General features: G+C 50.2%; 21 protein-coding genes and 1 pseudogene. 19 read left to right on the top strand and 3 right to left on the bottom strand.

Annotated features, from left to right (window positions below; translation table 11 throughout):
• Nucleotides 1-62 precede the first annotated feature (62 nt).
• The 14 genes from OSH01_RS12145 (at nt 63) to OSH01_RS12080 (ending at nt 13755) form a co-directional block, all read left to right on the top strand.
• On the top strand, nt 63-2807 hold the full coding sequence (locus tag OSH01_RS12145; RefSeq protein WP_266124379.1) for a phage tail tape measure protein: 2745 nt from the start codon (nt 63-65) through the stop codon (nt 2805-2807).
• 3 nt (nt 2808-2810) lie between these two features.
• Nucleotides 2811-3176, top strand: a complete 366-nt coding sequence (locus OSH01_RS12140) for a hypothetical protein (protein WP_266124378.1) — start codon at nt 2811-2813, stop codon at nt 3174-3176.
• A 32-nt stretch (nt 3177-3208) separates the two neighbouring features.
• On the top strand, nt 3209-3745 hold the full coding sequence (locus tag OSH01_RS12135; protein ID WP_266124377.1) for a DUF1833 family protein: 537 nt from the start codon (nt 3209-3211) through the stop codon (nt 3743-3745).
• A gap of 2 nt (nt 3746-3747) precedes the next feature.
• Nucleotides 3748-4137: an NlpC/P60 family protein gene (locus OSH01_RS12130; protein WP_266124376.1), complete on the top strand. Its 390-nt coding sequence runs from the start codon at nt 3748-3750 to the stop codon at nt 4135-4137.
• Nucleotides 4130-10147, top strand: coding sequence for a host specificity factor TipJ family phage tail protein (locus tag OSH01_RS12125; protein ID WP_266124375.1), 6018 nt, complete (start codon nt 4130-4132; stop codon nt 10145-10147). The genes OSH01_RS12130 and OSH01_RS12125 overlap by 8 nt, the downstream gene beginning before the upstream one ends.
• Before the next feature lie 2 nt (nt 10148-10149).
• Nucleotides 10150-10527, top strand: coding sequence for a hypothetical protein (locus OSH01_RS12120; RefSeq protein ID WP_266124374.1), 378 nt, complete (start codon nt 10150-10152; stop codon nt 10525-10527).
• On the top strand, nt 10502-10693 hold the full coding sequence (locus tag OSH01_RS12115; RefSeq protein WP_266124373.1) for a hypothetical protein: 192 nt from the start codon (nt 10502-10504) through the stop codon (nt 10691-10693). Before OSH01_RS12120 ends, OSH01_RS12115 begins: the two co-directional genes overlap by 26 nt.
• 25 nt (nt 10694-10718) lie before the next feature.
• Nucleotides 10719-10931: a hypothetical protein gene (locus OSH01_RS12110; RefSeq protein ID WP_266124372.1), complete on the top strand. Its 213-nt coding sequence runs from the start codon at nt 10719-10721 to the stop codon at nt 10929-10931.
• Entirely contained in the window at nt 10918-11715 is a 798-nt protein-coding gene (locus OSH01_RS12105; RefSeq protein ID WP_266124371.1) for a hypothetical protein, read from the top strand. The genes OSH01_RS12110 and OSH01_RS12105 overlap by 14 nt, the downstream gene beginning before the upstream one ends.
• A gap of 2 nt (nt 11716-11717) precedes the next feature.
• Nucleotides 11718-12008, top strand: a complete 291-nt coding sequence (locus tag OSH01_RS12100; RefSeq protein WP_266124370.1) for a hypothetical protein — start codon at nt 11718-11720, stop codon at nt 12006-12008.
• Nucleotides 12005-12433, top strand: a complete 429-nt coding sequence (locus tag OSH01_RS12095) for a DUF4376 domain-containing protein (RefSeq protein ID WP_266124369.1) — start codon at nt 12005-12007, stop codon at nt 12431-12433. Before OSH01_RS12100 ends, OSH01_RS12095 begins: the two co-directional genes overlap by 4 nt.
• A gap of 62 nt (nt 12434-12495) precedes the next feature.
• Entirely contained in the window at nt 12496-12897 is a 402-nt protein-coding gene (locus OSH01_RS12090) for a hypothetical protein (RefSeq protein WP_266124368.1), read from the top strand.
• Complete coding sequence (locus OSH01_RS12085; protein WP_266124367.1) at nt 12890-13510, top strand: transglycosylase SLT domain-containing protein; 621 nt, start codon at nt 12890-12892, stop codon at nt 13508-13510. Before OSH01_RS12090 ends, OSH01_RS12085 begins: the two co-directional genes overlap by 8 nt.
• The gene (locus OSH01_RS12080) at nt 13507-13755 is read left to right on the top strand and encodes a hypothetical protein (RefSeq protein ID WP_266124366.1); all 249 of its coding nucleotides are present in this window, start codon (nt 13507-13509) and stop codon (nt 13753-13755) included. Before OSH01_RS12085 ends, OSH01_RS12080 begins: the two co-directional genes overlap by 4 nt.
• 275 nt (nt 13756-14030) lie before the next feature.
• Here the strand turns inward: OSH01_RS12080 and OSH01_RS12075 are convergent, their stop codons facing one another.
• The 3 genes and pseudogenes from OSH01_RS12075 to OSH01_RS16535 form a co-directional block, all read right to left on the bottom strand.
• Nucleotides 14031-17138, bottom strand: a complete 3108-nt coding sequence (locus tag OSH01_RS12075) for an HD domain-containing protein (protein ID WP_266124365.1) — start codon at nt 17136-17138, stop codon at nt 14031-14033.
• A gap of 500 nt (nt 17139-17638) precedes the next feature.
• Nucleotides 17639-18628: a tyrosine-type recombinase/integrase gene (locus tag OSH01_RS12070; protein WP_266124364.1), complete on the bottom strand. Its 990-nt coding sequence runs from the start codon at nt 18626-18628 to the stop codon at nt 17639-17641.
• A gap of 6 nt (nt 18629-18634) precedes the next feature.
• Nucleotides 18635-18889, bottom strand: a pseudogene (locus OSH01_RS16535) (Arm DNA-binding domain-containing protein); the annotation flags it as partial.
• 194 nt (nt 18890-19083) lie between these two features.
• On the opposite strand from OSH01_RS16535, the gene OSH01_RS12065 reads away from it, so the two are divergent.
• From OSH01_RS12065 to OSH01_RS12045, 5 genes are read left to right on the top strand one after another with little or no spacing between them, the layout of a single operon-like run.
• Nucleotides 19084-19503 (top strand): hypothetical protein, encoded by a 420-nt coding sequence (locus tag OSH01_RS12065; RefSeq protein WP_266124363.1) that lies wholly within the window; start codon nt 19084-19086, stop codon nt 19501-19503.
• Nucleotides 19500-20075, top strand: coding sequence for a hypothetical protein (locus OSH01_RS12060; protein ID WP_266124362.1), 576 nt, complete (start codon nt 19500-19502; stop codon nt 20073-20075). The genes OSH01_RS12065 and OSH01_RS12060 overlap by 4 nt, the downstream gene beginning before the upstream one ends.
• Before the next feature lie 2 nt (nt 20076-20077).
• Nucleotides 20078-20746 carry a hypothetical protein gene (locus OSH01_RS12055; RefSeq protein ID WP_266124361.1) on the top strand — a complete coding sequence of 223 codons (669 nt, stop codon included), beginning with the start codon at nt 20078-20080 and terminating at the stop codon, nt 20744-20746.
• An 11-nt stretch (nt 20747-20757) separates the two neighbouring features.
• Complete coding sequence (cpaB, locus tag OSH01_RS12050; RefSeq protein WP_266124360.1) at nt 20758-21678, top strand: Flp pilus assembly protein CpaB; 921 nt, start codon at nt 20758-20760, stop codon at nt 21676-21678.
• Nucleotides 21671-22993, top strand: a complete 1323-nt coding sequence (locus tag OSH01_RS12045) for a type II and III secretion system protein family protein (RefSeq protein WP_266124359.1) — start codon at nt 21671-21673, stop codon at nt 22991-22993. Before cpaB ends, OSH01_RS12045 begins: the two co-directional genes overlap by 8 nt.

Below are 22993 nucleotides of genomic sequence, written 5' to 3'. Positions count from 1 at the left end.
GATTAAAAAGCTTTTTGATATATGGCCTCGTTTTTAGGCGGGGCTTTTTATGGGTGATCAGCATGGAAGGGCAGACAATTGCCACAGCTAGGATTGACATAGTTGGCGACGCATCGGGGGTTGAGGTAGCTACCGCTAAAGCTAAGGCGAGCATTACGAAGATGTCTAATGAGGCCCGTGCTCAGTATGGGCAGTTGGATAGGGCTGAAAGACGTCGTGTTGACTCGCTAATGCGCCAAGCGCAAGCGGCTAGCTTAAGTCACACTGAACTCAATAAGCTAGTTAAGGAATTGAATTTAACAGGCCCATTACTTGATGAGATTAACAAGCGTGCGGGCTTCGGAGCGACCTCGCTGATGAGGCTTGCAGGGGCAGCGACACCGATTGGTGTTGCTGCATTGGCGCTTGGTGCGATGGCGGCGGCTGCCTATCAGGGCTCCAAAGAGCTGGTTGAGCTGAGAAACCACCTAACGATGACAAATGGTGCGTTGGGTATGTCTGTGAGTCAGCTTTCAGAGGTTGCCGCGAGCCTAGGAAAGCTGGAAGGGATAACTCGGAGTGCTGCGGTCGGTGCGCTTACGGAAGTAGCAAAGTCTGGAAAAGTGGTTGCTGAGCAGATTGCGATTGTTTCAGAGGTCGCTATTCGATCTAATCAATTACTAGGGCGTGAGGTTTCTGATGTGGTTGCCGAGTTTGCTGCGCTTGCGGATGAACCAACCAAAGCTAGTGCCAAGCTTAATGAGCAATACAATTATTTGACAGCATCTGTATACGAGCAAATCAGCGCATTAGAGCGCCAAGGTGACAGGCAGGGTGCTGCGCAGCTAGCTCAGGAAACTTTTGCGAATGTTACTAAAGAGCGTTTAGCTGAGGTTGAGGCTTCGCTTGGTAGTGTTGAGAAGGCTTGGCGTGCAGCTGGTAATTGGGCGAGTCAGGCATGGGATTCTTTTAAAGGTCTGGGCAGAGAGAGCACATCAAGCGATATATTGACTGCTCAGGAAAAACAAATAGAAATGTATGTCGCCACCATCCAAGCAACACGAGGTGCTTGGGTGGGGATGAGCACTTCCGATGTAGATAAAATAGGCAGCATGCCTGGACATGAAAAGAAGGCTTTGCTGAGTGCCATAAAGGGGCGAGAGGAGATTTTGCTGCAACAAACTCAATTGCGTTCGGAGTTGGCAGGAGAGGAGTTCGTTAGCGCAGCTAAGCAGGAAAATGCACGCTTAGAGCGAGAGTCAATAATGGCGGCTGAGGATGTGCGCGCGATTATTGCTCGTACTTTACCTAAAGCAGAAAAAGCGCAAAAGGAGTTGGCGGAATATCGTGCGAATTTAGAAAAAATTAGAAGGACGAATCCCGCTAGCGAACTGCTTGAGCCTGACAGTATTAAAAGAGCCGAAAAGGCAATCTTAGAAAAGTACAAGGAGGCAGGAGGTAGTAAAAAAGCATACTCTAATGATGCTGCCACCCGCCTATTGTTAACGCTTAGGCAGCAGGAGGCTAGTTTACGGGGGCAAGTCGAGGGCTCTGAAAAGCTAACTCATAGCCAAAAACAATTGCTGGGATTTGATCAGCAAATTGCCGATATTAAGAACAAGAAAATATTAACAGCTGATGAGCGCTCGTTATTAGCGTCTGAGCAGAAAATAAGAAAGCAGCTGGAAGTTAATGTGGCAGTCGAGACTGAAGCCAAGGCTCGTGAGGCATCTTTAAAGTTTCAAGAGCGGGCCGCTCAGATTGCGCAGCAGATGGCAAGCGCCAGACTCAATCAGAACGAGCAGTATCAGCAATCGCTGGATGCGTTGGGGTTGGGCGATAAAGCGGCTGAGCGAGTTCAGGCCCAGCGTTCAATTTATAAGGAGTTTGAGAGATATCAAAAGCAGCTTTCCCTAGAAGCTAGTAAGGGTCATATTGACTCCGGTTCGTATCGTAATGAATCGGAAAAAATCCAAGCCGAGCTTCGTCGCCGATTGGCAATGCAGGATAGTTATTACGTAGAGATGGATCGACGACAGCAAAGCTGGGTTTTAGGAGCTAGTCAGGGGTTTAGTAACTATTCGGATGGAGCAGCAAATGCATTCCAGACGGTTGGAGCTTTGGCTGCGAATTCTTTTAAGGGAATGGAAGACGCTCTACTGAGTTTTGTTCGGACAGGGAAAACAGATTTCTCTAGTCTAGCGGATAGCATTATTAGTGACATGCTACGCATAGTTGCTCAGCAGTCTATTACTGGCCCACTGGCTAACCTTGCGGGCTCAGCTTTAGGCTCAATGTTTGGATCAGGAGGCTCAGGTAATCTCTCTGGAGTCAGTCTGTCTGGCGCGAAATGGGGTGCGTCCTATGGATTAAGTGCCCCAGCGTCGCCAGGGCTGGTCGGGATCGGAACTTTTAGCTTTTCTAGTGGTGGATTTACTGGCGAAGGGGGGCGGTATGAGCCAGCAGGGATCGTTCACAAAGGAGAAGGAGTTTTAAATCAAGATGAAATACGAGCTTTGGGTGGAGAGGCTGGATTCAATCTGTTGCGTCGAGCTATTCGGGGGTCTGAACGCAGTACAGCCCCAACAATGGGAGGTGCTGTACTGATGGGTAAGGGCAATGTTGAAGCGCCAATCATTAACGTTAGCGTGCATGGTGCTCAGGGGGAGCCCGAGGTTAGCGCCCGTCGTAATCAATCTGGTGGTTTTGATCTTGATATCCTGTTAGAAAAAATGGAGTCCAAAATGGCGGCAGGCGTTAGTAGCGGGCAAGGGAAATTAGGCCGCTCTATAGAGCGTCGCTTCTCATTAGCGCCGCAGTTAGGGTAATTTATGGCACTACAAATTCCTGTATGGCCGGCAGGCATTCCGCTGCTTGATGGGTTCGAGCGTCATCCCACAGATCCCTTTAGACGTACTGAAATGGACGGGGGGCTAGGACGCACTCGTCGTCGATTTCGAGTTTTTCCTATATCTATATCAGTGAGCTTCCTGCTGAGTGGCGAGCAATATGATCAGTACTACGACTTTTGCGTGGATGCGCTAAATGGATACTCTGACTGGTTTATGGTTGTTGTTGACGGCCCTGGGGGCTGCATGCAGAAGCGCTGTCGCTGGCTGTCGGCGCCCGCCGAGAAAAGACTGGGCGGTGGCCACTGGGAAATATCAGGTCAGATCGAGACATTAAGTAATTTTTAACCCGCTTAGGCGGGTTTTTTTATGGGTGGAATATGGCTACGTTTGAGCAGGCTTTGGCCGAGGCGTACGCGTCGGCCCCGACCGACGTGGTGACGTTTGACACGCTGGAGGTGCGGCATTCAGCTTTTCGGGATGACGCCGGGCATCCGATGGCTATACGCATCGTGATTGGTTATGAGGATATTTCGGCACGGCTAGAGGGTGATGCGCCGTTGCATGCAGGTCAGTATGTTGACTTTATTGCAGGGGCGTTCAGGTTCAAGCTGCCAGGCTTTGAGGAGGGTCGGGTTCCCCAATTGCAAATCACCATTGACGGGGTGAATCGGGAGGTTGTTGGGCATATTGAGGCGGCCATTAATGAGCCAGAACCTATCTACATTACATACAGGCCGTATTTGTCTAGTGATCTGAGCAAGCCCCAAATGAACCCGCCAATCACCATGGAGTTGAGTCGTGTGACAGTCACTGGCGCATCAGTGTCTGGCACAGCATCGCTTTCTAACGTGCATAACTGGGCGTTTCCATTTGAAAAATACACCGCAAAACGCTTTCCCGGTTTAGTGAGGTAGGAATGACGGCAGATGACGTAAATCGTTATATCGGGCTGCCGTGGCAATTTGGGGCGCGCGGCCCTGATGCGTACGACTGCTGGGGGCTGTTAATGCATTGTGAATGTACCTATTTTAGCGGCGGCATACCGGAGGTGCAGTTTGGTGACGCGGCCCGTGACCTATACGCCAGCAAATTGCGTTCAGGTGAGTGGGTGATTGTTCCGCATCCCGACCATGGGGACGGGGTGCTTTTACGTGACGGCAATGATCCGCACGTGGGTATTTATTTAGATCTGGATGGCGGTGGCATTTTGCATGCCATGGAGGGTGTGGGCGTGGTGTTTACGGCGCTGCGTGATTTGAATTTTATGGGCTTTGCTCAACCGACGTTTTATAGAATTTATGGCTAATCTCACTCTTTGCAAGAACCCGTTTCGACCTCAAATTGATAGGGAAGAGGTTTTTGTTCGCGCCGGTACTAGGTTGGATACCGTCTTACGCAACCAAGGCTTGATCTCCGGGCGCGGGAAAACGCTGCACCGCCGTCATACCTTTGTTGTGATGCTGAATGGGCAGTGGTTGATGCAGGAGCAGTGGGCGCGCCGCGTGAAGTCGGAGGATTCGATAGGTGTGCTGTTTGTGCCTGGTAAAGGTGGCGGCGGATCTAACCCCATGCAGGTAGTTGCTATGGTGGCGCTTGCCGCGGCGACGGCTGGCGTCGGTGCGTTGGCTGCTGGTGCTTGGGGTGTAGTAGCGGGTGCGGCCGTATCAGCGGGGATGATGCTGGTTGGTGGACTCTTAATGTCCGTTTTGTTTCCACCAGCAAAACCACCCAGCGCGATGGCGCGTGAGCAGGCGAGCCCTACTTATACGATTGGTGCGCAAGGCAACACGGCGCGTTTAATGGAGTCAATTCCGGTTCAGTATGGCCGATTTCGCGCGTACCCAGATTTTGCGGCGCAGCCGTACACAGAGCTTTCTGGTAACGAAACGTATTTGTATCAGTTATTTTGCCTGGGGCAGGGCGAGTACGATATCGAAGAAATACGCATCGAGGATACGCCTATCAGTAATTTTGCCGAGGTGCAGTACGAGGTGATCCCGCCTGGCGGAGCCGTTACGCTATTTCCTGACAACGTAGTAACGTCATCCGCTGTGCAGGGGTTAGAGTTAAAGGGGACAAATGAGAATGGTCACGCCGCTATCGGTCCGTTTGTAGCTAACCCTGCTGGCACCACTACGACTAAGATCGCAATTGATATAGTGCTGCCAGCAGGCCTGTTCTACGCCAATGATAGAGGGGATTTGGATGCGCGTACGGTTACGTGGACGGTAAGGGCGCATCCTATTGACGATGCTGGCGAGCCAACAGGCGTTTTCTTTACGCTAGGTGAGGAAACATTCTCGGCAGGAACAAATACCCCGCAGATGATGACGTATCGCTACGATGTTCCTGAGGGCCGTTACTCTGTCAGCGTAGTGCGCACATCCAGCAAAGACGCGTCGAGTCGCGCAGGAAATACCTTGCAATGGGGCGGTTTACGGGCTTATTTGCCAGACCATAGGGATTATGGCGATGTAACCCTGATAGCGATGATTATTCGCGCTACTAATAACTTAAATCAAAGTACAGCACGACGGGTAAACGTTATCAGCACGCGCAAGCTGAAAACGTGGCACCCCGGGAACGGGTGGTCTTTTGGTGTGTCAGCGACTCGCAACCCCGCGTGGGCGATTGCCGATGCATGTAGGAATCCGATTTATGGCCGTGGGTTGGCTGATAGCCGTATTAATTTGCAGGCTTTGTATCGTCTTTCTCGCATTTGGGACGAGCGAGGCGATCGCTGTGATGGGGTTTTTGATACAGCAACAACTTTGTGGGATGCGTTGACACAAATGGCCCGCACAGGACGTGCGATGCCGATGTACTACGCGGGCATTATCGACTTTATACGCAACGAGCCCAAAACAGTTAAAACATTGATGTTTACGCCGAACAACATAATTAGCAACTCGTTCTCAGTTGATTATGTTTTTCCTCAGCATGACAGTCCTGATTACATCATTGTTGAATTTTTTAACGAGGAAACATGGCAGCCCGACGAAGTCGAGTGCGTTTTGCCTGGGAGTGCTAAGAAGCGCCCCTACAGATTGCAAATGCCAATGGTGGCAAATCGTGCTCAAGCATGGCGCGAGGGTATGTCGCTTGCCGCTCAAATTCGTGATCAGCGCCGTTTTGTTACGTTTCAAACTGAAATGGAGGGGCATATACCTCGTTACGGCGATCTAGTTGAAATAAGTCATGATGTGCCCGCATGGGGATTATCGGGACTTATCGAGTCTTATAGCCCCAGCACTAAGCGGTTAATCACCTCAGAGCCTCTGAAATGGTGGGCTGGCGAGCATCATTATATTACTCTGCGCAAGCGGGATGGCTCTCCCGATGGTCCTTATCGTGTTTTCGCTGGCGCTCATGAGCGCGAGATGGTTATCGCCGACGCTATTGATGGCCATGACGTGTTTGTGTCTAACGGACAGGGCGAGGATTTTACGCATTATCAGTTTGGGCCTGGCGAGCGACGGTCTTTGTTAGCGCAGGTTATCAGCACGCAGCCTGACGAATCGGGCAACGTGACGATTGATTTCGTTAACTACGCGCCCTCTGTTCATAGCGCTGAAAATGGCGGTGTGGTACCGCCTCCAAATTCGTCCTCTTTATTGCCGAGCATGCCGAACGCGCCTGTTATAGACAGCGTAATTGTGTATCCCACGGCAGTGACGGGGCAGCAGATTATTTCGGCAACGCCTGCGCGTGGAGCTGAGCATTACGAGTTTCGAGCTTCAAACAATGACGGACAAACGTGGCTTGATTTAGGTTTGCATGAAAAACCATCAATCACTGTAAGCCTTGCGGTGGGGGCATGGCGTGTGCAAGTGCGAGGCATTGGGGTTATGCACGGGCCATGGGCGAGCTGGGTGGGGCCTGTGTCTGCGACGATGGCTCCTCCACCTGTGTTGACGCACTTATCAACAAAGCCTTTACATTGGGGGCTGCAGTTAAATTGGGCGTGGCCATCAGGCATAAACCTGACTCATATTGAAATCTGGATAAGCCAAACTCCAAACTTTTTAGACGCAGCCCTACTCGGGCTGTTTCCTTATCCGCAGACAAAACATGAGCTGGGCAGCCTGTCGCTGACGAGCCGATTGTGGTTCTGGGCCCGAGTTCGCGATGAGGCAAATCAAGCGGGGCTGTGGTTTCCTTCAGAAAGTGCCGCTGGTGTTTTAGGCCATCCGATTAATGATGCTCAAGAATATAACGATCTGGTGCCGCATGACCTTATCGCCAACGGTCTCGGCGATCTCATCATGGGCAATATTCTAGATATACCGAATATCCGTGACACTGCTGGAAATGCGCTAGCTGAGACTGGGCAGCAGGCGGTGCAAATCGCTGACAACGCGCAGGCTATTGCTAAAGAGATCATTGATCGCGGTAATGCTGTAGCAGCCGAATCTCAAGCACGTATAGATGGGCAGGTTGTTGCTGCGCAGGCGTTAGCCGATGGCTTGACGGCAGAAGCTCAAGCCCGCGGTGCGGCTATTACTACGGAGAAAATGGAACGACAGGCAGCGGATGCATCTTTAGCGGGCCAAATCAATACTGTTACGACAGCAGTGGGGGATAATGCCGCGGCTATTCGTGCAGAAGAGCAGGCTCGCGCCTCGGGTGATAGTGCGGAGGCGAACGCACGCCAAACGCTTGCTGTGCAAGTGCGCGGCGACTACTCGGGTTCCGATGTTAATCAAGTTAGCACTGGTTTGATTGGTGGTTTAAAGCGCGTGGTTGCGGATAATCACGAGTCTGTTGTGCAGCAAATGTCGCAGTTACAGGCAGGCATCGGCGAGCAGTTCGACTACGCGAAGATGTGGTACTGGGAGGGTAATAGGGAGGGCTGGAGCGGTTCGGTGATTGATGGCAGCTGGCTACGTCCGGTTGATAGCGTTGGTTACGTGGTTTCGCCCCGAGGTTTAGATGTGAACGGCGCTGAGTACCCGCAGGTGCGCTTGCGTCTTAAGAAAGTGGGGAACCCTGCATGGAATCCAATTGTTGGGCTTTATGCGCCGGGTGCTACGGGCGGGTACTACACAATGCACGTTCCGGCTCAGCCTGATTGGGATGAGAACGGCATTGGTGTCATCGTGTTTACTCACACCCACCAAGGGATTATCGACGGCATTATCCTGAGAGGAACGCACGCCACGCTGAGCCCCGATAATTATTATGCTTTTGACTGGTTCGCTATCGGTCGTCCTGCGCCTGGCGCTTCGACTGCGGCGTTAAATAATGAGGCTAAGCTACGTGCTACTGCCGATATTGCAGAAGCTACAAGCCGCGAGACTTTAAGCGTCAAACTCATAGGTAAAGCAGATCCCACCGGCGTCACGCTGCCTAACGTTACCTCAGGGCTGATCTTTGATGAGCGGCAAGCGCGTGTTTCGGGCGACGAAGCAGCGATGACGGAAATTACTGGCCTTAAGGCTAGGATGCCGGCCGGTACCGGAAAAGTAGCGACGGAAGCTAGCGTTGCTGGTGAGTCGCAGGTGCGTGCTGCAGCTGACAGCGCCTTAGCAGGCCGCTCGGCAGCGCTTGAGGCTCGTATGCCAGTGGGCACTGGGAAAGTCGCTACCGCTGATGCGGTTGATTCGCTCACGACGGCTGTTCAGCGTAATGATCAGGCGATCTCCACTGAAAGCCAGCGTGTTACTAGCTTGAGCAACACTGTGGGTGCGCTTGCGGGTGCAGCGGGCAATTTATTATTGGATAGTAATGCTGAGATTGTGCGCAGCGGTCTTGTGTATTTGATTGGTAAATACAGGCTATCTGAGAGTTTTGTACCCAACGAAAAATACACACTTGTTACTTGTGTCAGCCATTCAGGCGCGGCTGGCACGGCGGTTGGTGTTTGGGTCGGGGGTTCTAGTCAAAATGCGGGTGAAGTTGCAAGAGCAGCTACGCGCTCTATTAAAGTGACGAAGTTTACAAAGAACTCTTCGAATCTTTCGCCGCGAGATTTGCAGTTCTACTTCACGCCGTCACCTGGTAATCAAGCTGGTGAAGCCACAATTCATTGGGCAGCGTTATACAAAGGAGACGTAGTCCCACCTCTGGATTGGCAGGCCAGTGACGTTGAAACCGTAGAAGCTATCGCTGCAAATGCAACTGCGATTCAGGCGACAAGTACGAAAGTCGAGCAATTAGACGGCAAAGTGACGAGTCAGGGTCAAGCCGTTACGTCGCTGAGCAACACGATTAATCATCCGCAAACAGGTTTGCAGGCCACTGCCGACGCGCTGAATCAGACAAACACAAAGCTAGACGGTACTGAAAAAGCGGTCATCAATCAGCAAAACATCTTACAAGCAGGCTTGCGACAGTTGTACGCAGAGGAAGATGCTGAGCTCGATAAGGCGTTGGCTCTATGGGATAGCTATGCAGCGATCGCAGAGACGCGGCAAATAGTAGCGACTGAAGTCACTGCGATGGCTGAGATCGTGGATATCGTAAAAACAAGCCTTGGCGGTAATAGCGCAGCAGTGCAGGAAACTTTACAGGCGCTAGTTGAGCTAGAGGGAAAAATGCTGGCTCAGTGGGGCATTAATGTTCAGCTTAATGTTGGAGGCGTGCCGTACATAGCGGGTACTAGCTTGGGGATTGTTAACGAAGGCGGGGTGACGCGCTCTGCATTTAACGTGTTAGCCGACATGTTCAATGTCATGCACGACGTAAACGGGCAGCCAAAAGCGGTGTTTTCAGTGCAGGGCGGGGCGGCGATCATTAACACCGCACTGATCGGAAGCGCGAGTATTACTGATGCCCATATCGCAAACGGATCGATCACAAGAGCTAAGATTGCTAACGCGGCTATTGGCAATGCTCAGATCGAAAATGGGGTAATTACATCAGCAAAGATTGGCAGTGCACAGATTAATAATGCTCATATTATTAATGCATCAGTAGATACGCTGAAGGTTGCAGGTAACTCTATTACGGTTACTGCTGTTGCTAGTGCCCCAGCGCAAATCACCACAGCGTCGTCGCGAAGCACGTCAGTAGGAATGTATTTACCAGCAGCCGCGAAAGCGGTAGTCACGGTAAACGTGTCGGACGTCTTCGGTAATAGTCAGTCTCTAAACTATCACAGTGTGATTAATACAGTGACCGGAGCAGAGATACTGAAATTCACTACATCCGGAGTTTTTTTCTCCCAAGCCGCCAATAACTATATTGTCCTAGGAGGGCAGTTTTCTGTAGTAATTGATATGCCTGCTGGCAACGTCGGCGTTAGATTAGTTCAGCCTAGGGTGGCTGATTCGTTTAGTGAGGTTTTTGTGCGTATAGAGTCCGCGATGAGGTAATTATGACTGACACAATATATACATTATTTAAAGACGGGCGAATGTGCCAGACGGTATTTGGCGACTTCAAGCATGTAATAGTGCCCACTCTTGCACTATGGGATGGCGAGAGTGCAATTGGTGAATACGACGATACTTACTGGTTTTACGGTGGTACGCCACACAAGCGCCAGCCGTGCCCAGCAGTAGTGGATGGACTGTGGCTCCGTGGCGTGCGTCCCGGCTCAACTATACATATAGAGAACCAGAGTTACGAGTGCGTAGACGGCGGCGATGTTGAGCTGTCGTTTCAGCACCCTGGCACTTACCAAGTTCGGGTAGAGCGGTGGCCTTATCTTGATGGGAGTTACACGATTGAAAATACATCACAAGCCGAATGACTACGCTGAGCGTCGCCGGAAAGAGTATCCCGCCATCGGTGATCAGCTTGATGCAGTGTTTAAGCTTGCGCAGCATCTGCAAGAGCAAGGCCAAGAGCTACCGCCGGACGTTGGGAAGTGGGTAGACGAATGCGCAGCAGTTAAAGACAAGTATCCAGCCGCCTAGAGCGGCTTTTTTTATGGGTGACGGAATGGATATTAAACAGATTATCGAGCAAGTTTTTGCAAACAATATGGGCAATCGTATTACGCCTGAGCTAGCGGGCGGAATGGTGCGTAGCATCGCTGTTGCTATCGCTAACTCTATGCAGGGAGCGGTAGAACAAGCAGAGTGGGATGCTGCAGCGGAAGCTAGCGCAGTCGCGTATCACAGCGAAAAGGAGGTAGACGATGGCTTGGCATGATACAGGCACAGTAAACGTAACGCTGAACAACGCGAACGTAGCGGGTGTGAATACGAACTGGCTAGCCGGTGCACGGCCAGGTGATGCATTTCAGGGTCCCGACGGGCGGTTGTACGAAGTTTTGAACGTTGCATCGAATACATCGATAACGCTGACTGTACCGTACAGAGGCCCTACGGCGACAGGCCAAAAATACTCGCTGGTTCCGGTTCATGGGTATTTAAAACGCAGTGCTGACATTTTGTCGTCACTCGCGCAAGACATGGGTGGTTTTCCGACTCGTTTGGCTGCGGTTGAGAGTAGTCGTTTAGTAAAAGGAGCGAACTTATCAGATCTGACTGATGTTGCAGCGGCGCGGCAGAATTTAGGGCTAAAAGGGCTTGCAGTGATGGGTACCAATGATCTTGGCACTGCAGCTTTAGTAGATGTCGTGGGGACAATGAGCGGCGGCGCTATTATTGAGCGGGGAAGCAACGCCAGCGGAGAGTATGTGAGGTTTGCTGATGGTACGCAAATTTGTCGGATACTAAAGAATTATACGGGCCTTGCAACGGCGACTGCTTATAACAACGTATTTTATCGAGATTTAATTTGGACATTCCCCGCCGCATTTTTGACTGGTTCCTTACCAACGGTATCAGGCGCTTGCCGATTGGGCTCTAGCAGGAATTGGCTAAGCGAGTCTGGCTCTACTCATACCAATACCACGCTAACAATATGGGGGGCTTATGACGACGAGCGCAACGGCCACGTTGGCGTGATAGCTGTTGGAAGATGGAAGTAATCATGAAAATACATTTTGAATCCCAACGTCGAGACGATTCGCTTGACCTTAGTAGGCAGGGCGATAAACTTATTATCAATGGTCAAACCTTCGACTTTTCAGTCATCCCAGACGGCGCAACGCTTCCTGCGAGCGCGGTCGATTGCGAGTTCATAGCCGGAGACATAGAGCGAATTGATGGCGTATTACACATCACGCTGCTTCTTCCGCACGGTCCCGATGCATCGCAAGCAGCATGCTTTCCGCAGACTATTATTAATCCGGCTGACGGTCCCGTGGAGTTGCCCGTATGAGTATCGATCTTTCTAAACTGATTACTGCCTCTGAAAAATTAAAAAAGCTCAAAGAATCGAAAATAGCGGCGCTTTCAACACAATGCCGCGATGCAATCACAGCAGGCTTTGAGTCCGACGCTCTCGGTGATTTGCATCTATATCCGAGCAAAGAGACCGATCAGTTGAATCTCGCCGGTAGCGTCACTGACTCACTACTGCCTGATTTACCGTCAAACTGGACGACACCGTTTTGGTGCGCTGATGCGGCGGGAGAGTGGGCAATGCGTCCGCACACTGCAGCGCAGATTCAGCAAGTTGGACGTGAAGCAAAGGCGCGCATTCTGATGCTGATGCAGCATAACGCACAGCTAGCAGAGCAAGTTCAGTTCGCGCCCGACAAGCAAAGTGTTGATGAAGTTATTTGGGACTATCCAGCCGCCTAGAGCGGCTTTTTTTACGTCTACGGGAGACAGCTATGCCGACCGTTTTAAAAAGGAAGAGGGCAATGGAGCCGACAAGTACGGGATCGTCTGCGGTGGGGCTGGCCGTGTGGAAGGCCATGGGTGGTATGGCTGGTATGGGAGCGATGGGGGCAGGGCTGGCCACGTTAGTGGTGATGTGTGTTCTGCGCCCGCGAACACAGTCAGAGTGGATTGTGGGTGTGATCAGCACTGTGATTGCATCGATCTCTGGCGGGGCCGCTGTGATTCAGCATTACGAGCTGCACCATTGGGCTGAGAACCCTGTGGGGTTGGTTGCAATGCTCGGCCTGTCGTTTGCCTGCGGTCTACCAGGATGGGCGATTGTTCGCTGGGGCTTTAATTTTTTTGATAAACGTCGAAAAGCCGATATTGCTGAGGTAGTCGGTGAGCTGCGTGATTTAGCAAAGGGGAAAGTGAGTGAATAAGCTGATAGAACTAGCACGGGCCATAGTGGCCCTTTTTTTTCGTCCGGAGAAAGCTGAGAAACAGCTACAGCCTATTGAAAGCAAGTCTTTGCGTCGTTTGGCGTGGGGCCAAAAAGTGAGCGCTGCTTTTCGTGAGCGACTTTTCGAGATATGTCGCGAGCTCGGCGTTGAGCCAGATTATCTGATGGCTTGCATGGCGTTCGAGTCAGCAGAAACATTCAGCCCAAAGATAAAGAATGCTGCCGGCAGTGGCGCTACAGGACTTATCCAGTTTATGCCCGCTACCGCTAAAGGGCTTGGTACGACGACTGACGCTTTGGCCGCAATGACAGCAGAGCAGCAGCTCGAATATGTGCTGGCCTACTTCTGGCCGTACCGCAGCCGACTTAAAACAATAGGTGACGTGTATATGGCCATACTTTGGCCGGCAGGAATCGGTAAACCGGATGACTGGACGTTGTGGGATAAAACGAGTCGCCCAACGACTTATCGGCAAAACGCCGGATTGGATCTCAATAAAGACGGAAAGATTACTAAGGCAGAGGCTGTAGCCAAGATTCAGGCCAAGCTTACGCGCGGTCAATTGCCTCAGTTCATGTGGGAGGGGGAATGATAGAAAGCATTTTGAGCGCGATATGGCCCTATGTAATAGGGGCCTTAGCTTTAATCGTTGGCTGGTTCACTGCAAAGCAATCAGGCAAAAGTGAAGCACGCAAAGAAGCGGAACTGAAACAAGCAAAGGCGGACATAGCCGCCATGGAGATTGCCCGTGATGCAGTTGAAAGGATCGATCGTCTTGATGACGATGCTGTGCGTGACCGCGCTCGCAAGCGGATGCGCGACGCCGGCAAGCAGTAATTATTGCACGGCGGCGCAAATGCCATTTCAGTGGCAGTCAGATGCGGAGATAGATGCTACGCCCATCAGAGTAGCGCGATATGTAGAAATAGAGGCTGAAATCTGGGGTAGGTTATGCCAACAGAAAAAAAAGTGAGACCTAGCCTTGTGGTGTTCTTTCTTAGGTATTTGCTATCAACCCATTGTTGCGCTTCGCATTCAAATGATTGGAGATAGATGCTTGATGCGCAGGAATTGTCTAAAAAATTGATAGAAGTAATACCCGAGAGAGAAAACTATTCGGTAAGCACTGACCCCTGCAAACCCCTTGCCAGAAGCCATCTCTCAGAGAAAATCGTTTTGCTCATGACGTCATTGTCGATCCAATTGATCAAGTCGCTGTATAAACGGTGGATTGAGTCTAGGTCACTAGGCTGTTTTAGTCGTGGTTTGACCCACTCGCATAGACGCTTGAGTTGCTCCGAAGTCGCTTCAATCGACCCATCGATGCTGCCCCGCTTCCTTCTAAATAAAAAGGGAAGTAGTACATCTGTTTCGCTGGCAGCGCACAATGGAAATAAGTTGGGAACATTCAGCGCAGTATTAGGAGCAAGTGCCAATCCAGCAAACCTATCGCACAAATATGATTTTACCCGTTGATTGCTAACCGTGCTACTCATCTTTTGAGCGAGGGCTGCTGCAAAGGCTGCATTGTCGTATGGCTCAACCTTCTCGCTTGTAAAGCGAAATCTATAAGAATAGTAATCATGTTTTATTGTTTCTTGAATGATTTGGTTTGGCACTTCATGTGTTGCAACCGTATCACCTGACTTATTAAGAACTTCGTCATCGCCCAAAACTTGCAAGTATCTACCGGGCTTTTTTAGCCATTCAGATGCAATAATGGGTAGCATATTATGGTTTGCATGGACTGCAAAGGTATGGGGGAAATTTGATTTTTGCTGCATTAGCTGACCATACTCTACTAGAACCCAATCCTTGAGCTCGAAAACAGGTTTCAAGCTCTCGCCACTCTTCCCATATGGGTAATCGAGCCACTCGCTATCCAAACGCTTCGATAGATCAATCCAAGCGCCAGCGTACCCCAGTTCCATCCTCTTAAGAAAAAGTGAGAAAAGTGAGATTTGCTTCCGTCTATCTTCTGGGAGCGCACAAGGAGTTTCAGGCTCGTTAAGCGTAGATAAATCCTCATCCACGACAGTCTTCAGGCTTTCCAGAATGGTGTGGAGCAGCTTTTCGCTGCTAGCGGCAGAGATACTGTCACGATTGAAATTAAGCCAGCTCCCTGCAGAGCCTGACAGCAAATCTATATCAACAGTGACATACGGCAAGAAAATATTTTTTACTTCAAAAGCCTGTCCCCGATAGAAGGCCTTAATCTCATTGGGGAGGTAGTTTAAGGGCTGTGGCCAGTATCGGATTCTTACTTCGGCACTCTGAGTCCGAACAAAGCGCCAAGGCTTCTTTCCTTGATTTAGACATGTTTCAATTTTTTCTCGATTAAAAGGGTAAGAGCCAGATAGAGTTTGTAGCTCACCCTCAATACGAATCATCGAGTTTTCGTCAAATTTACGGATATGGTCAGCCAATTTCGCGACGGCAAAGGGAAAACATCCATCAAAAACAGGATCCAAAGAGCTAAATATTCTGTACAAGATCGAGCCGTCATCCTGGATTGGCACAGCCCACTTTGTAGGGTACTTCTCTCTTTCAAAGCGGAGTTTGATGGTCGTTCCAGTTGGCTCTGATATGTTAGGCTCAAGCAGCTGTATGACAGTTAGCCCTTCATGTGGACTGGTCGGGCTATACATCGTAACTTCGAGAATATCGTTCGTTAGCAAACTTTTTGTTTTCAATGAAACTTGATCACAAAGCATGAAGATACTTTGAAAGCCGATACCAAAGACACCCGATGGCTTCATCCATTCAGGCATGGTATCAATTTCTCGCTTACGAGCCGTATTGCGATGAGACCCCCCTATTTGAAGCATGTACTGAAGATCATCGAGGCTGATCCCCGTACCAGCATCTTGAATAGTTAGGGTCCAGCATGACATCTCGTCAGCATCGGTAACATACGTTTCTGACTGGGTCAGTGACACCTGAATCGTTGCATTCCTCAAAAGCTCTTGTATAGCCTTCTCATCCGGAGACTTCCACAAGTTATCTTCGATCGTAGCTCGGTGGGTCATCCAGATCTTCAGCAGCGTTGCATCCACTGAGTTTTGAAGCAGCTCCCGAATGCAGGCGTACTCGCTCTCATAAAGATTGCCGCCCTGCAGCATTTCAATGGCCTTCTTCGTATCAAGAGTGAAGGCTGGACGCTCGCCATTTTTGAGTATTTTAAGACTGCCTGCTAGTCGAACCGAAACCGGCTCCAGCATTGGCAACAAACCTAATTCCCGATTGGGCACGATATCACGCCATCGGGACATTTGCGCCCGCATTTCCTCCTTGAGCCAACCGAACCAACGGAAAGCCTCCATATACCCATCGACAGTTTGGCATTCTGCTTCTATTGAAATCCGTTCCTGGTCAATCCGAAGATGTCGTATTGCAGCATGCTTATCCTCATGTGCCATACTTAAGGCGGGGCGATCTTCTCCTGCAATGCCTTGCATCACAGGACAGAACCTGTTGTCATCGAGATCCAACAGATCACCAAGACGCAGTAGACATGCAACGAACCGTGGGTGACAGTCATCACGCCCCATGCCTACTTCGCGGAATGAGAGCCCATCTGCGCCGATCAGCGTTTCGAACGATGCGCCGTGCATACTGCAAATCCGACCTAGGATACTAAAAAGACGTGCTGGAATTAATTCTGTTCGTGGCGAACTAAGTCCTACACTGGAATAGGGCGTATTTATTATATGTTCTGCTCGAGCAGGATGTTTCAGGCGAAACCATTCAGCCATCAGTTCACGAAACCGTGTTACTGAGACTAGAGGAGTTTCATTGAAGAAAATTTGAAATGAACCTGATTTCTCATTGAGAGCAAGTGCAATGGCGTGTAATTCGTGATGGGGCTGTGACACAAAGGTTTGCAAAAAACCATCAAAATCCGGATCAGACAGTGCTTCTTCCAAATCTCGCTGCGGAACAACCATTCCGATATCGTGCCAATAGGCGGCCTCTAATAACAACCAAATATCAGTTGCTGTGAGTAATGCTAGATTATTTCCTAGCAAGCGTTCGATATTGACCAGAATTTGCCGACTATGCGATTCGTCATGTCTACTGTAGTGTGGGAAAAGATTGCCAATTGTTTGCAAGGCTTTAGGAATCAATTTTCGATCAAAGTCCCATTGGCTGAACAGCAATTGGAGCGATGAATCGCCCTCTGATTTTTTCTTCAAATGCTCGGTTAATAGGTCGGCCATCCGGAAGTCCTCTTATCCTTAAAAATTTCCGTATCAGTCGCAAAATCTAGTGAGTTTATGTAACACTAACGTGCGTATTTCTATGGTTTATGTGCTTTCGGCCTTAGCAATCTTTACGTTTTTGAGGAGAACATCTGCAATCAGCCTGTATCTACCATCCGCAGCCATACTTTGGACGACAGCTTCTGGCTGATTATAGCCATGAAAGTAAGAGGATGTAACTCATCTTGGCTATTGTCGTTGCGAATGTTCTTGTGGTGAAAGTCATTGAGAGAAATGTAGCACAGGATTTTTTTGCTTTTGCATAATCCACCGGTCGTTGCCCGTACATACCTACAGAAGAGGTAGCAGAGTTTAGGTCTGTGCATATGAGCGTATGAAAATACTATCTAAGAATCGGCTAGTAGTATAATTGTGTTGTTTTTGCATTAAATAGCAGGCACAAAAAAGCCCGCACGGTGGCGGGCTGTGTATCTCTCTGGTGTAACCGCTTTGAATCTCTATGTAGATGCTGAGGTCAGACGTGCAAGCTCGCTACCGAGTAGATTAAATGCCCCTTTTTGCTCGCTCAGGTATCGTTGTTTCTGGTACACCTGAATCAACGTGCCGCTACTTGATGTGTGATTTAAACAATACCCAATAGTGCTCTCTGGTATTCCAAGTAGAGCCATAAGCGTGGCCCCACTTCTTCTAAGGTCGTGGTGCGACCATCTTCCTCCGGGCAAACGCAATGATGTGCGGACGCCTTCTCTAAGCCTGCTATTTCTATCTAGTTCGCTTTCACCGTCTTGACGATGCGAAATTTGAAAATTTAAAGCTTTTGGCGTTACGCATTTTTCTGAACGATAGCTTTTGAAGAGATACCTGCTGCCATCGCGGGGCGTGTTAAGCAATATCTCAAACTGTTTTTTTGCAAAATCTGACAAGTGGATCACGTGGTCGCGGTTTGATTTGTTTTTTTTGGCTGGAATCAACCAAGTGCTAGCGGCGAGATCGATTTCTTGCTCTTCGACTGTGCTCATCTCTTCAATGCGGGCTAGCGTAGAGATGCAAATCCAGATTGACGCAAAACATTGAGTTGTTATGCCGCACGGTCCATTGCTGCGCAGCCATAACTCTCTAATTTCTTCTTGGGTGAGGTATCTACTTCCTATTGCGTTTCGGCCGCCCACTTCTATTTTGTTAATTGAAGCGATACGATTTGTCGGAATCCACTCGTGCGCCAGAGCGAAATTAAACATTTGATGCAAGTCGCGCAGAGTGACGTTTGCTTGGGCTTTATGGCCTTGTTGAACTTGCTTCCTAAGCAGCGTCAGGGCACGAGATCGGGTAACCGCCTGCAGCGAGTCATTGCCAATGTGCGGGAGTATATGTTTTTCGGCTCTCAGTCTTAAACGGTAAGCCCCTCTAGGCTCTCTTCTAACAGAGATGTCTTGTTTCATCCATATTTCAAATAGATCTTGAACAGTAGCAGGGGCTTCTGATTGCATTGACTGCGGGTCAACGCCTCGCACTAAGGACTCTCGGGACGATAGAGCTAATTTACGTGCGTGAGCTAACGATACATTTGGGTAGCTTCCTAAAGATTTCTTTGCTTGTCTACCCGAAAGGTTTGTGTATCTCAAAACCCAAAGCTTAGAGCCTGACGGACGGACTCTTAAATACAGCCCCATGCCATCTGACAAAAAGTATTCTTTGTCTTTTGGCTTTGCTGATCTAACGCCCCGATCTGTAAGGATATTTGCGGCCACTTGTACCCCTTTTGAATATGAGAAAAATACTAACAATAGGGGTACATATTAGGGCACTAAAAAGTATGGACTAATAGAGATAAACAGGCACGCCAAGAGACTGAGTGATAAGGAAAAGGCAAGCAAAAACAAAGCGCTATACTCAAATGCGGACGTTTAGAGATATACGTTCCTGTTGCTCGCGCGAATATCCAATGGCGTGGGCATGGATGGCGGTAGATAGGGCGCATGGGTTTGGGCACGCGTCTACGGATCAGCCGCCTGATAATTTTTCAGAGCAAAGCTTTTGGCGTTGGGTCCAAGAGCATACCAGTTGGGATATTTTTTCAGGGAATGCCAATGCATTGGCGAACTCTTGGGCGCTGCGCGACCAGCAGCCTGTGCATACGGCGCCGATGCCGCCTTTGTTAGAACTACAGCAGCAGCAAGCCTTGGCTTTCCGTGTTGACTTGCGCATCCAAGGTCCCGCTTTTCAATGGGTGGCTACTCAGTCTGGCGCAGAGTCATTTTTTCGGCACCCGGAATCAAGCAATAGCTCAGTTGAATCCCCCAACTTGTTTCAACCTTATTGGTTGGCGCGCCTAAGTCAAAACGCGGTTCAGGAGCTGCCATGAACGAAATGAAAGGCCAAGCCCTAGCCGAGGCGGTAATCGTACTAGCAAGTTTAGTGCTGTTTTTTATTAGCGCCACCTGGTTGTTCAGGCATATAGGGTATGCCCATCAGCTTCAGGCCCAGGCATCTGGGCGGCTCTTTCAAGCAGTTTATCAAGCGCCCCACGAACTGAATAAGCGGCAGGATCTAGAGATAAAGCCGAGCTCGATGGGGCAGCTCTCATCGGCTTGGCGCAGTAGCTATAGTGACTTGCAGTTGGGGGCAGCGCAGTTGTATGGGTTGCAGTTGACGCAATCTACCCATGCTCTACAAGGCATGCCTGATTTTATAGCCCGCTTGCAACGGCATGCCTATTGGATGGGCGACACGGGCACTACTAATGGTGATACACAGACTCGTACGCGCTTAGAGCAGGCCGAAGAAATATGGCGCCAAACAGCTGGGCCTTCGCAAGGGGTAGTGCGTCGCTTGCTCCCGTCCTTTTCAGCTCTAGAAGGGCAGTGGGGTCGACAGGTGCCACATACCGATTGGTTAGGACCGTGGGAGCGCTATGTCCCACATAGAAAGGACTAATTATGTTTGGCGCTATATATAGGGTGTCGGGGCAATGGCTGATCGGGCTGGCTACAGGTTTAGGGGGGCTGCCTTCAGGAACGTGGGCTCAGCAAGCAGTACTGACTTGGCACACGCAGGAACGTACGGTATTGGGTTCGGATATTTACTTGATTCATGCTTTTAATGCCAAGGGGCCATTGGTGCAGCTTTTGCCCCAAGTACAAACTAAGTTTGGCCAACGGTGTGGTAGTTTTGAGCGCTATATGCGCGTTGAGCAAACCCACTATTTTTTGACGCCTGGTGACTTCGGTTGTCTTTTACACGTACAAGGTGATCAGTATGCCTACCATGGCGTCCTATCCATACGCGAGCAGTTAAGCAGCAGTCAGCCCTTTGTTTTGCAGGCCATATGGCAAGACTTAGGTTGGCGTGTGACATGGCAGCATTGTGAGTCCGAGCAGCCTGACATAGTGCCAGCAAGCCCAAAATCCTTACATTGCGTCGTGGTAGCAGCAGCCGATAGCCAGCCAGTAGAGTCTACCGCTTTTATACAGGCCCTCAAGCGTGCCCAGTGGCATCCACATAAGGATTTACCGAGTGTGTGGTTGGGCCCTGAGCAGCAACGTTTAACGGTGTATTGGGGGCGCGAGCAACAGCACCTGCTGGTGCGTTGCCAGCCTTGCCATTAACGGGGGGGCACATGCATTGGTTTAGATCCTGGATGGGAACAATCCTTTTATTGGTGTTGGCCGTGGCCATGGGGCTAGTGGCGGTATGGGCTGTACAGAAATACCTGCAGGAACAACAAGCCTCCATACGTGCCGCGCATCAGGTCGTTACTGCTTCTCGAGTAGTAGTAGGGCAAGCGATGCAGGCTGGTATGCGTCTACAGGCTGATCATCTTGCTGTGCGGGATTTTCCTTTGGATTTACTCCCTAGTGAGAGCGTGTCGCCCGATGATTATAGCCAAGTAGTGGGCCTGCGTTTACGACGCAGTTTGCAAGCCGGCGATTTACTCTTACCCGCTTATTTGCACGAGCATGACGACATCGCCTTTTCACAACAATTACTACCTGGACGGCGAGCCATGACAATACCGGTAGATGACATTAACTCAGTGTCGGGGCTAATACAAAGCGGCGATTTAATTGATATTTATGTCAGTTTTGATGAGCAGGACAGGCGGGTAACGGCTCCTTTACTGCAAAGTGTTTTGGTGCGTGCCACAGGCAAACAAATTTCCCCTGAGAAAGAGTTCGAGGCCTCCCAAAACTATCGTACGTTGACCTTAGACTTGGCACCCGACGAGGCGTTGCGCTTAGTGGCAGCACGACAAAATGGGCGTATTACTGCTTTACTGCGTAATCCTGGCGACCACGAGCACAGTCAAAAAGCCATGCGAGGGGAGCTCGCGCACGTTCTAGGAATTGGCGCCACTCAATCTGAAACGACGATACGTAAACCCGAGATTCTATATGGGCATATGCCACAAGCATCACAGGCATCAGGTGCGGCTGTGCCATTGTCTGCGCTGGACAACCTAGGCTTAATTGATTTGCCTTTTAGTGCGGCAAGGGAGCCATCTAAGCCTTTGGTCTCAGAGGGAGGTATTTATGAGTAAGTGTCGCTCTGTATGGCTGGCCTTAAGTTTATGGCTATTCATGGGCCCGTTAACCAGTGCTTGGGCTAGTCAAGAACTACGCATGCAGGTGGGCGAGCTCACTGTTTTAGGGCATAAAACAGTGGAGCGTGTGGCAGTGGGGGATGGTCAGATTATTAATGCTATGACCACGCAAGATCATGAGTTGATTCTATTCGCACGTCAGCAGGGACACACAGGTTTGCAGGTGTGGACGGCTGATGGCAAGGTGCATCAGTACACCATTGAAGTGGCCGCTGAAAACGCACGGCAGTCCTTGCAAGAGCTCAAGCATGTGCTGGAGCGCATCCCCAACTTACGTCTTAGCCAGGTGGGGGGCAGGCTGGTTCTAGAAGGTGAGCAAATAAGCGACGAGGACAGAGAGCGCTTAACACTGCTCAGCCAACACTATCCACAGTTGTTGGACTTCACCAGCCAAATGGGCTGGGAGCCCATGGTTATGCTGGATGTACAGGTATTAGAGCTGCCCCGTCATGCTATGCGCGACTTAGGCATACGTTGGAATCCTCATGCTGAGGGCGGTATCAACGCAGGCCTTGCTTGGGATGCCGGTTCACGCCATATTGCCGAGCGGCCCGGTGAAAGCGTTTTGCCTATTCATTATCCTACCCAGCAAATGGCTTCGTATTTTGGCGTCAGCGCATTGCTGTCTGCTCGTTTACAGGTGATGGCCCAAGAGGGCTATGCCGTAGTGTTGGCTCAGCCTCAGTTATTGGCACGTAGCGGTGCTCAAGCTGAGTTTCTGGCTGGCGGGGAAATTCCTTATCTCAGTACCGATAAGAACGGTAATAGCCATACAGTCTTTAAGCCTTATGGTGTGGCCTTAAAAATAGTGCCCCGTATTGAGCGCGGAGGTGCGGTGCGTTCTAAGCTCGAAGTCGAGGTCAGTTCGGTAGACCCGAGCGTATCTTCCAACGCGGGGCCTGCGATGAAAACCCGTCGTGCGGCCAGTGAGTTTAATGTGCGCTCAGGGCAGACATTAGTGTTGGCTGGTTTTATCTCCCGTGAAGAGTCCAGCAATATCGATAAGGTCCCGGGCCTAGGTAGTTTGCCTGTTCTTGGGCATTTATTTCGTTCTGAGCGTTTTCAACGGCATGAGACAGAGCTTGCCATTTTTGTCACGCCTACTGTTGTGCAGGCTGAGCATCCCGACCTCATGCAGCGGGTGGGGCGCGGCCAGGCTATCGTTGATCAGTATTTTGATGCAAGTACGCTAAACAACCCTGTCTATGATGCACCGTCCAGTGGGTCATCATCTCAATGGATCGAGGACTAG

The sequence above is a fragment of the Alcaligenes endophyticus genome, assembly GCF_026344035.1.
Taxonomy (GTDB): domain Bacteria; phylum Pseudomonadota; class Gammaproteobacteria; order Burkholderiales; family Burkholderiaceae_B; genus Alcaligenes; species Alcaligenes endophyticus.
This window is presented reverse-complemented; position numbering and strand designations above follow the sequence as displayed.

Excerpts from the sequence above, each read along its gene's own strand:
- OSH01_RS12125 (WP_266124375.1), top strand. The coding sequence starts at position 4,130 with ATGGCTAATCTCACTCTTTGCAAGAACCCGTTTCGACCTCAAATTGAT.
- OSH01_RS12065 (WP_266124363.1), top strand. The coding sequence starts at position 19,084 with ATGGCGTGGGCATGGATGGCGGTAGATAGGGCGCATGGGTTTGGGCAC.
- OSH01_RS12120 (WP_266124374.1), top strand. The coding sequence starts at position 10,150 with ATGACTGACACAATATATACATTATTTAAAGACGGGCGAATGTGCCAG.
- OSH01_RS12110 (WP_266124372.1), top strand. The coding sequence starts at position 10,719 with ATGGATATTAAACAGATTATCGAGCAAGTTTTTGCAAACAATATGGGC.
- OSH01_RS12130 (WP_266124376.1), top strand. The coding sequence starts at position 3,748 with ATGACGGCAGATGACGTAAATCGTTATATCGGGCTGCCGTGGCAATTT.
- OSH01_RS12055 (WP_266124361.1), top strand. The coding sequence starts at position 20,078 with ATGTTTGGCGCTATATATAGGGTGTCGGGGCAATGGCTGATCGGGCTG.
- OSH01_RS12100 (WP_266124370.1), top strand. The coding sequence starts at position 11,718 with ATGAAAATACATTTTGAATCCCAACGTCGAGACGATTCGCTTGACCTT.
- OSH01_RS12145 (WP_266124379.1), top strand. The coding sequence starts at position 63 with ATGGAAGGGCAGACAATTGCCACAGCTAGGATTGACATAGTTGGCGAC.
- OSH01_RS12090 (WP_266124368.1), top strand. The coding sequence starts at position 12,496 with ATGGAGCCGACAAGTACGGGATCGTCTGCGGTGGGGCTGGCCGTGTGG.
- OSH01_RS12080 (WP_266124366.1), top strand. The coding sequence starts at position 13,507 with ATGATAGAAAGCATTTTGAGCGCGATATGGCCCTATGTAATAGGGGCC.
- OSH01_RS12095 (WP_266124369.1), top strand. The coding sequence starts at position 12,005 with ATGAGTATCGATCTTTCTAAACTGATTACTGCCTCTGAAAAATTAAAA.
- OSH01_RS12060 (WP_266124362.1), top strand. The coding sequence starts at position 19,500 with ATGAACGAAATGAAAGGCCAAGCCCTAGCCGAGGCGGTAATCGTACTA.
- OSH01_RS12140 (WP_266124378.1), top strand. The coding sequence starts at position 2,811 with ATGGCACTACAAATTCCTGTATGGCCGGCAGGCATTCCGCTGCTTGAT.
- OSH01_RS12075 (WP_266124365.1), bottom strand. The coding sequence starts at position 17,138 with ATGGCCGACCTATTAACCGAGCATTTGAAGAAAAAATCAGAGGGCGAT.
- cpaB (WP_266124360.1), top strand. The coding sequence starts at position 20,758 with ATGCATTGGTTTAGATCCTGGATGGGAACAATCCTTTTATTGGTGTTG.
- OSH01_RS12135 (WP_266124377.1), top strand. The coding sequence starts at position 3,209 with ATGGCTACGTTTGAGCAGGCTTTGGCCGAGGCGTACGCGTCGGCCCCG.
- OSH01_RS12045 (WP_266124359.1), top strand. The coding sequence starts at position 21,671 with ATGAGTAAGTGTCGCTCTGTATGGCTGGCCTTAAGTTTATGGCTATTC.
- OSH01_RS12070 (WP_266124364.1), bottom strand. The coding sequence starts at position 18,628 with ATGCAATCAGAAGCCCCTGCTACTGTTCAAGATCTATTTGAAATATGG.
- OSH01_RS12105 (WP_266124371.1), top strand. The coding sequence starts at position 10,918 with ATGGCTTGGCATGATACAGGCACAGTAAACGTAACGCTGAACAACGCG.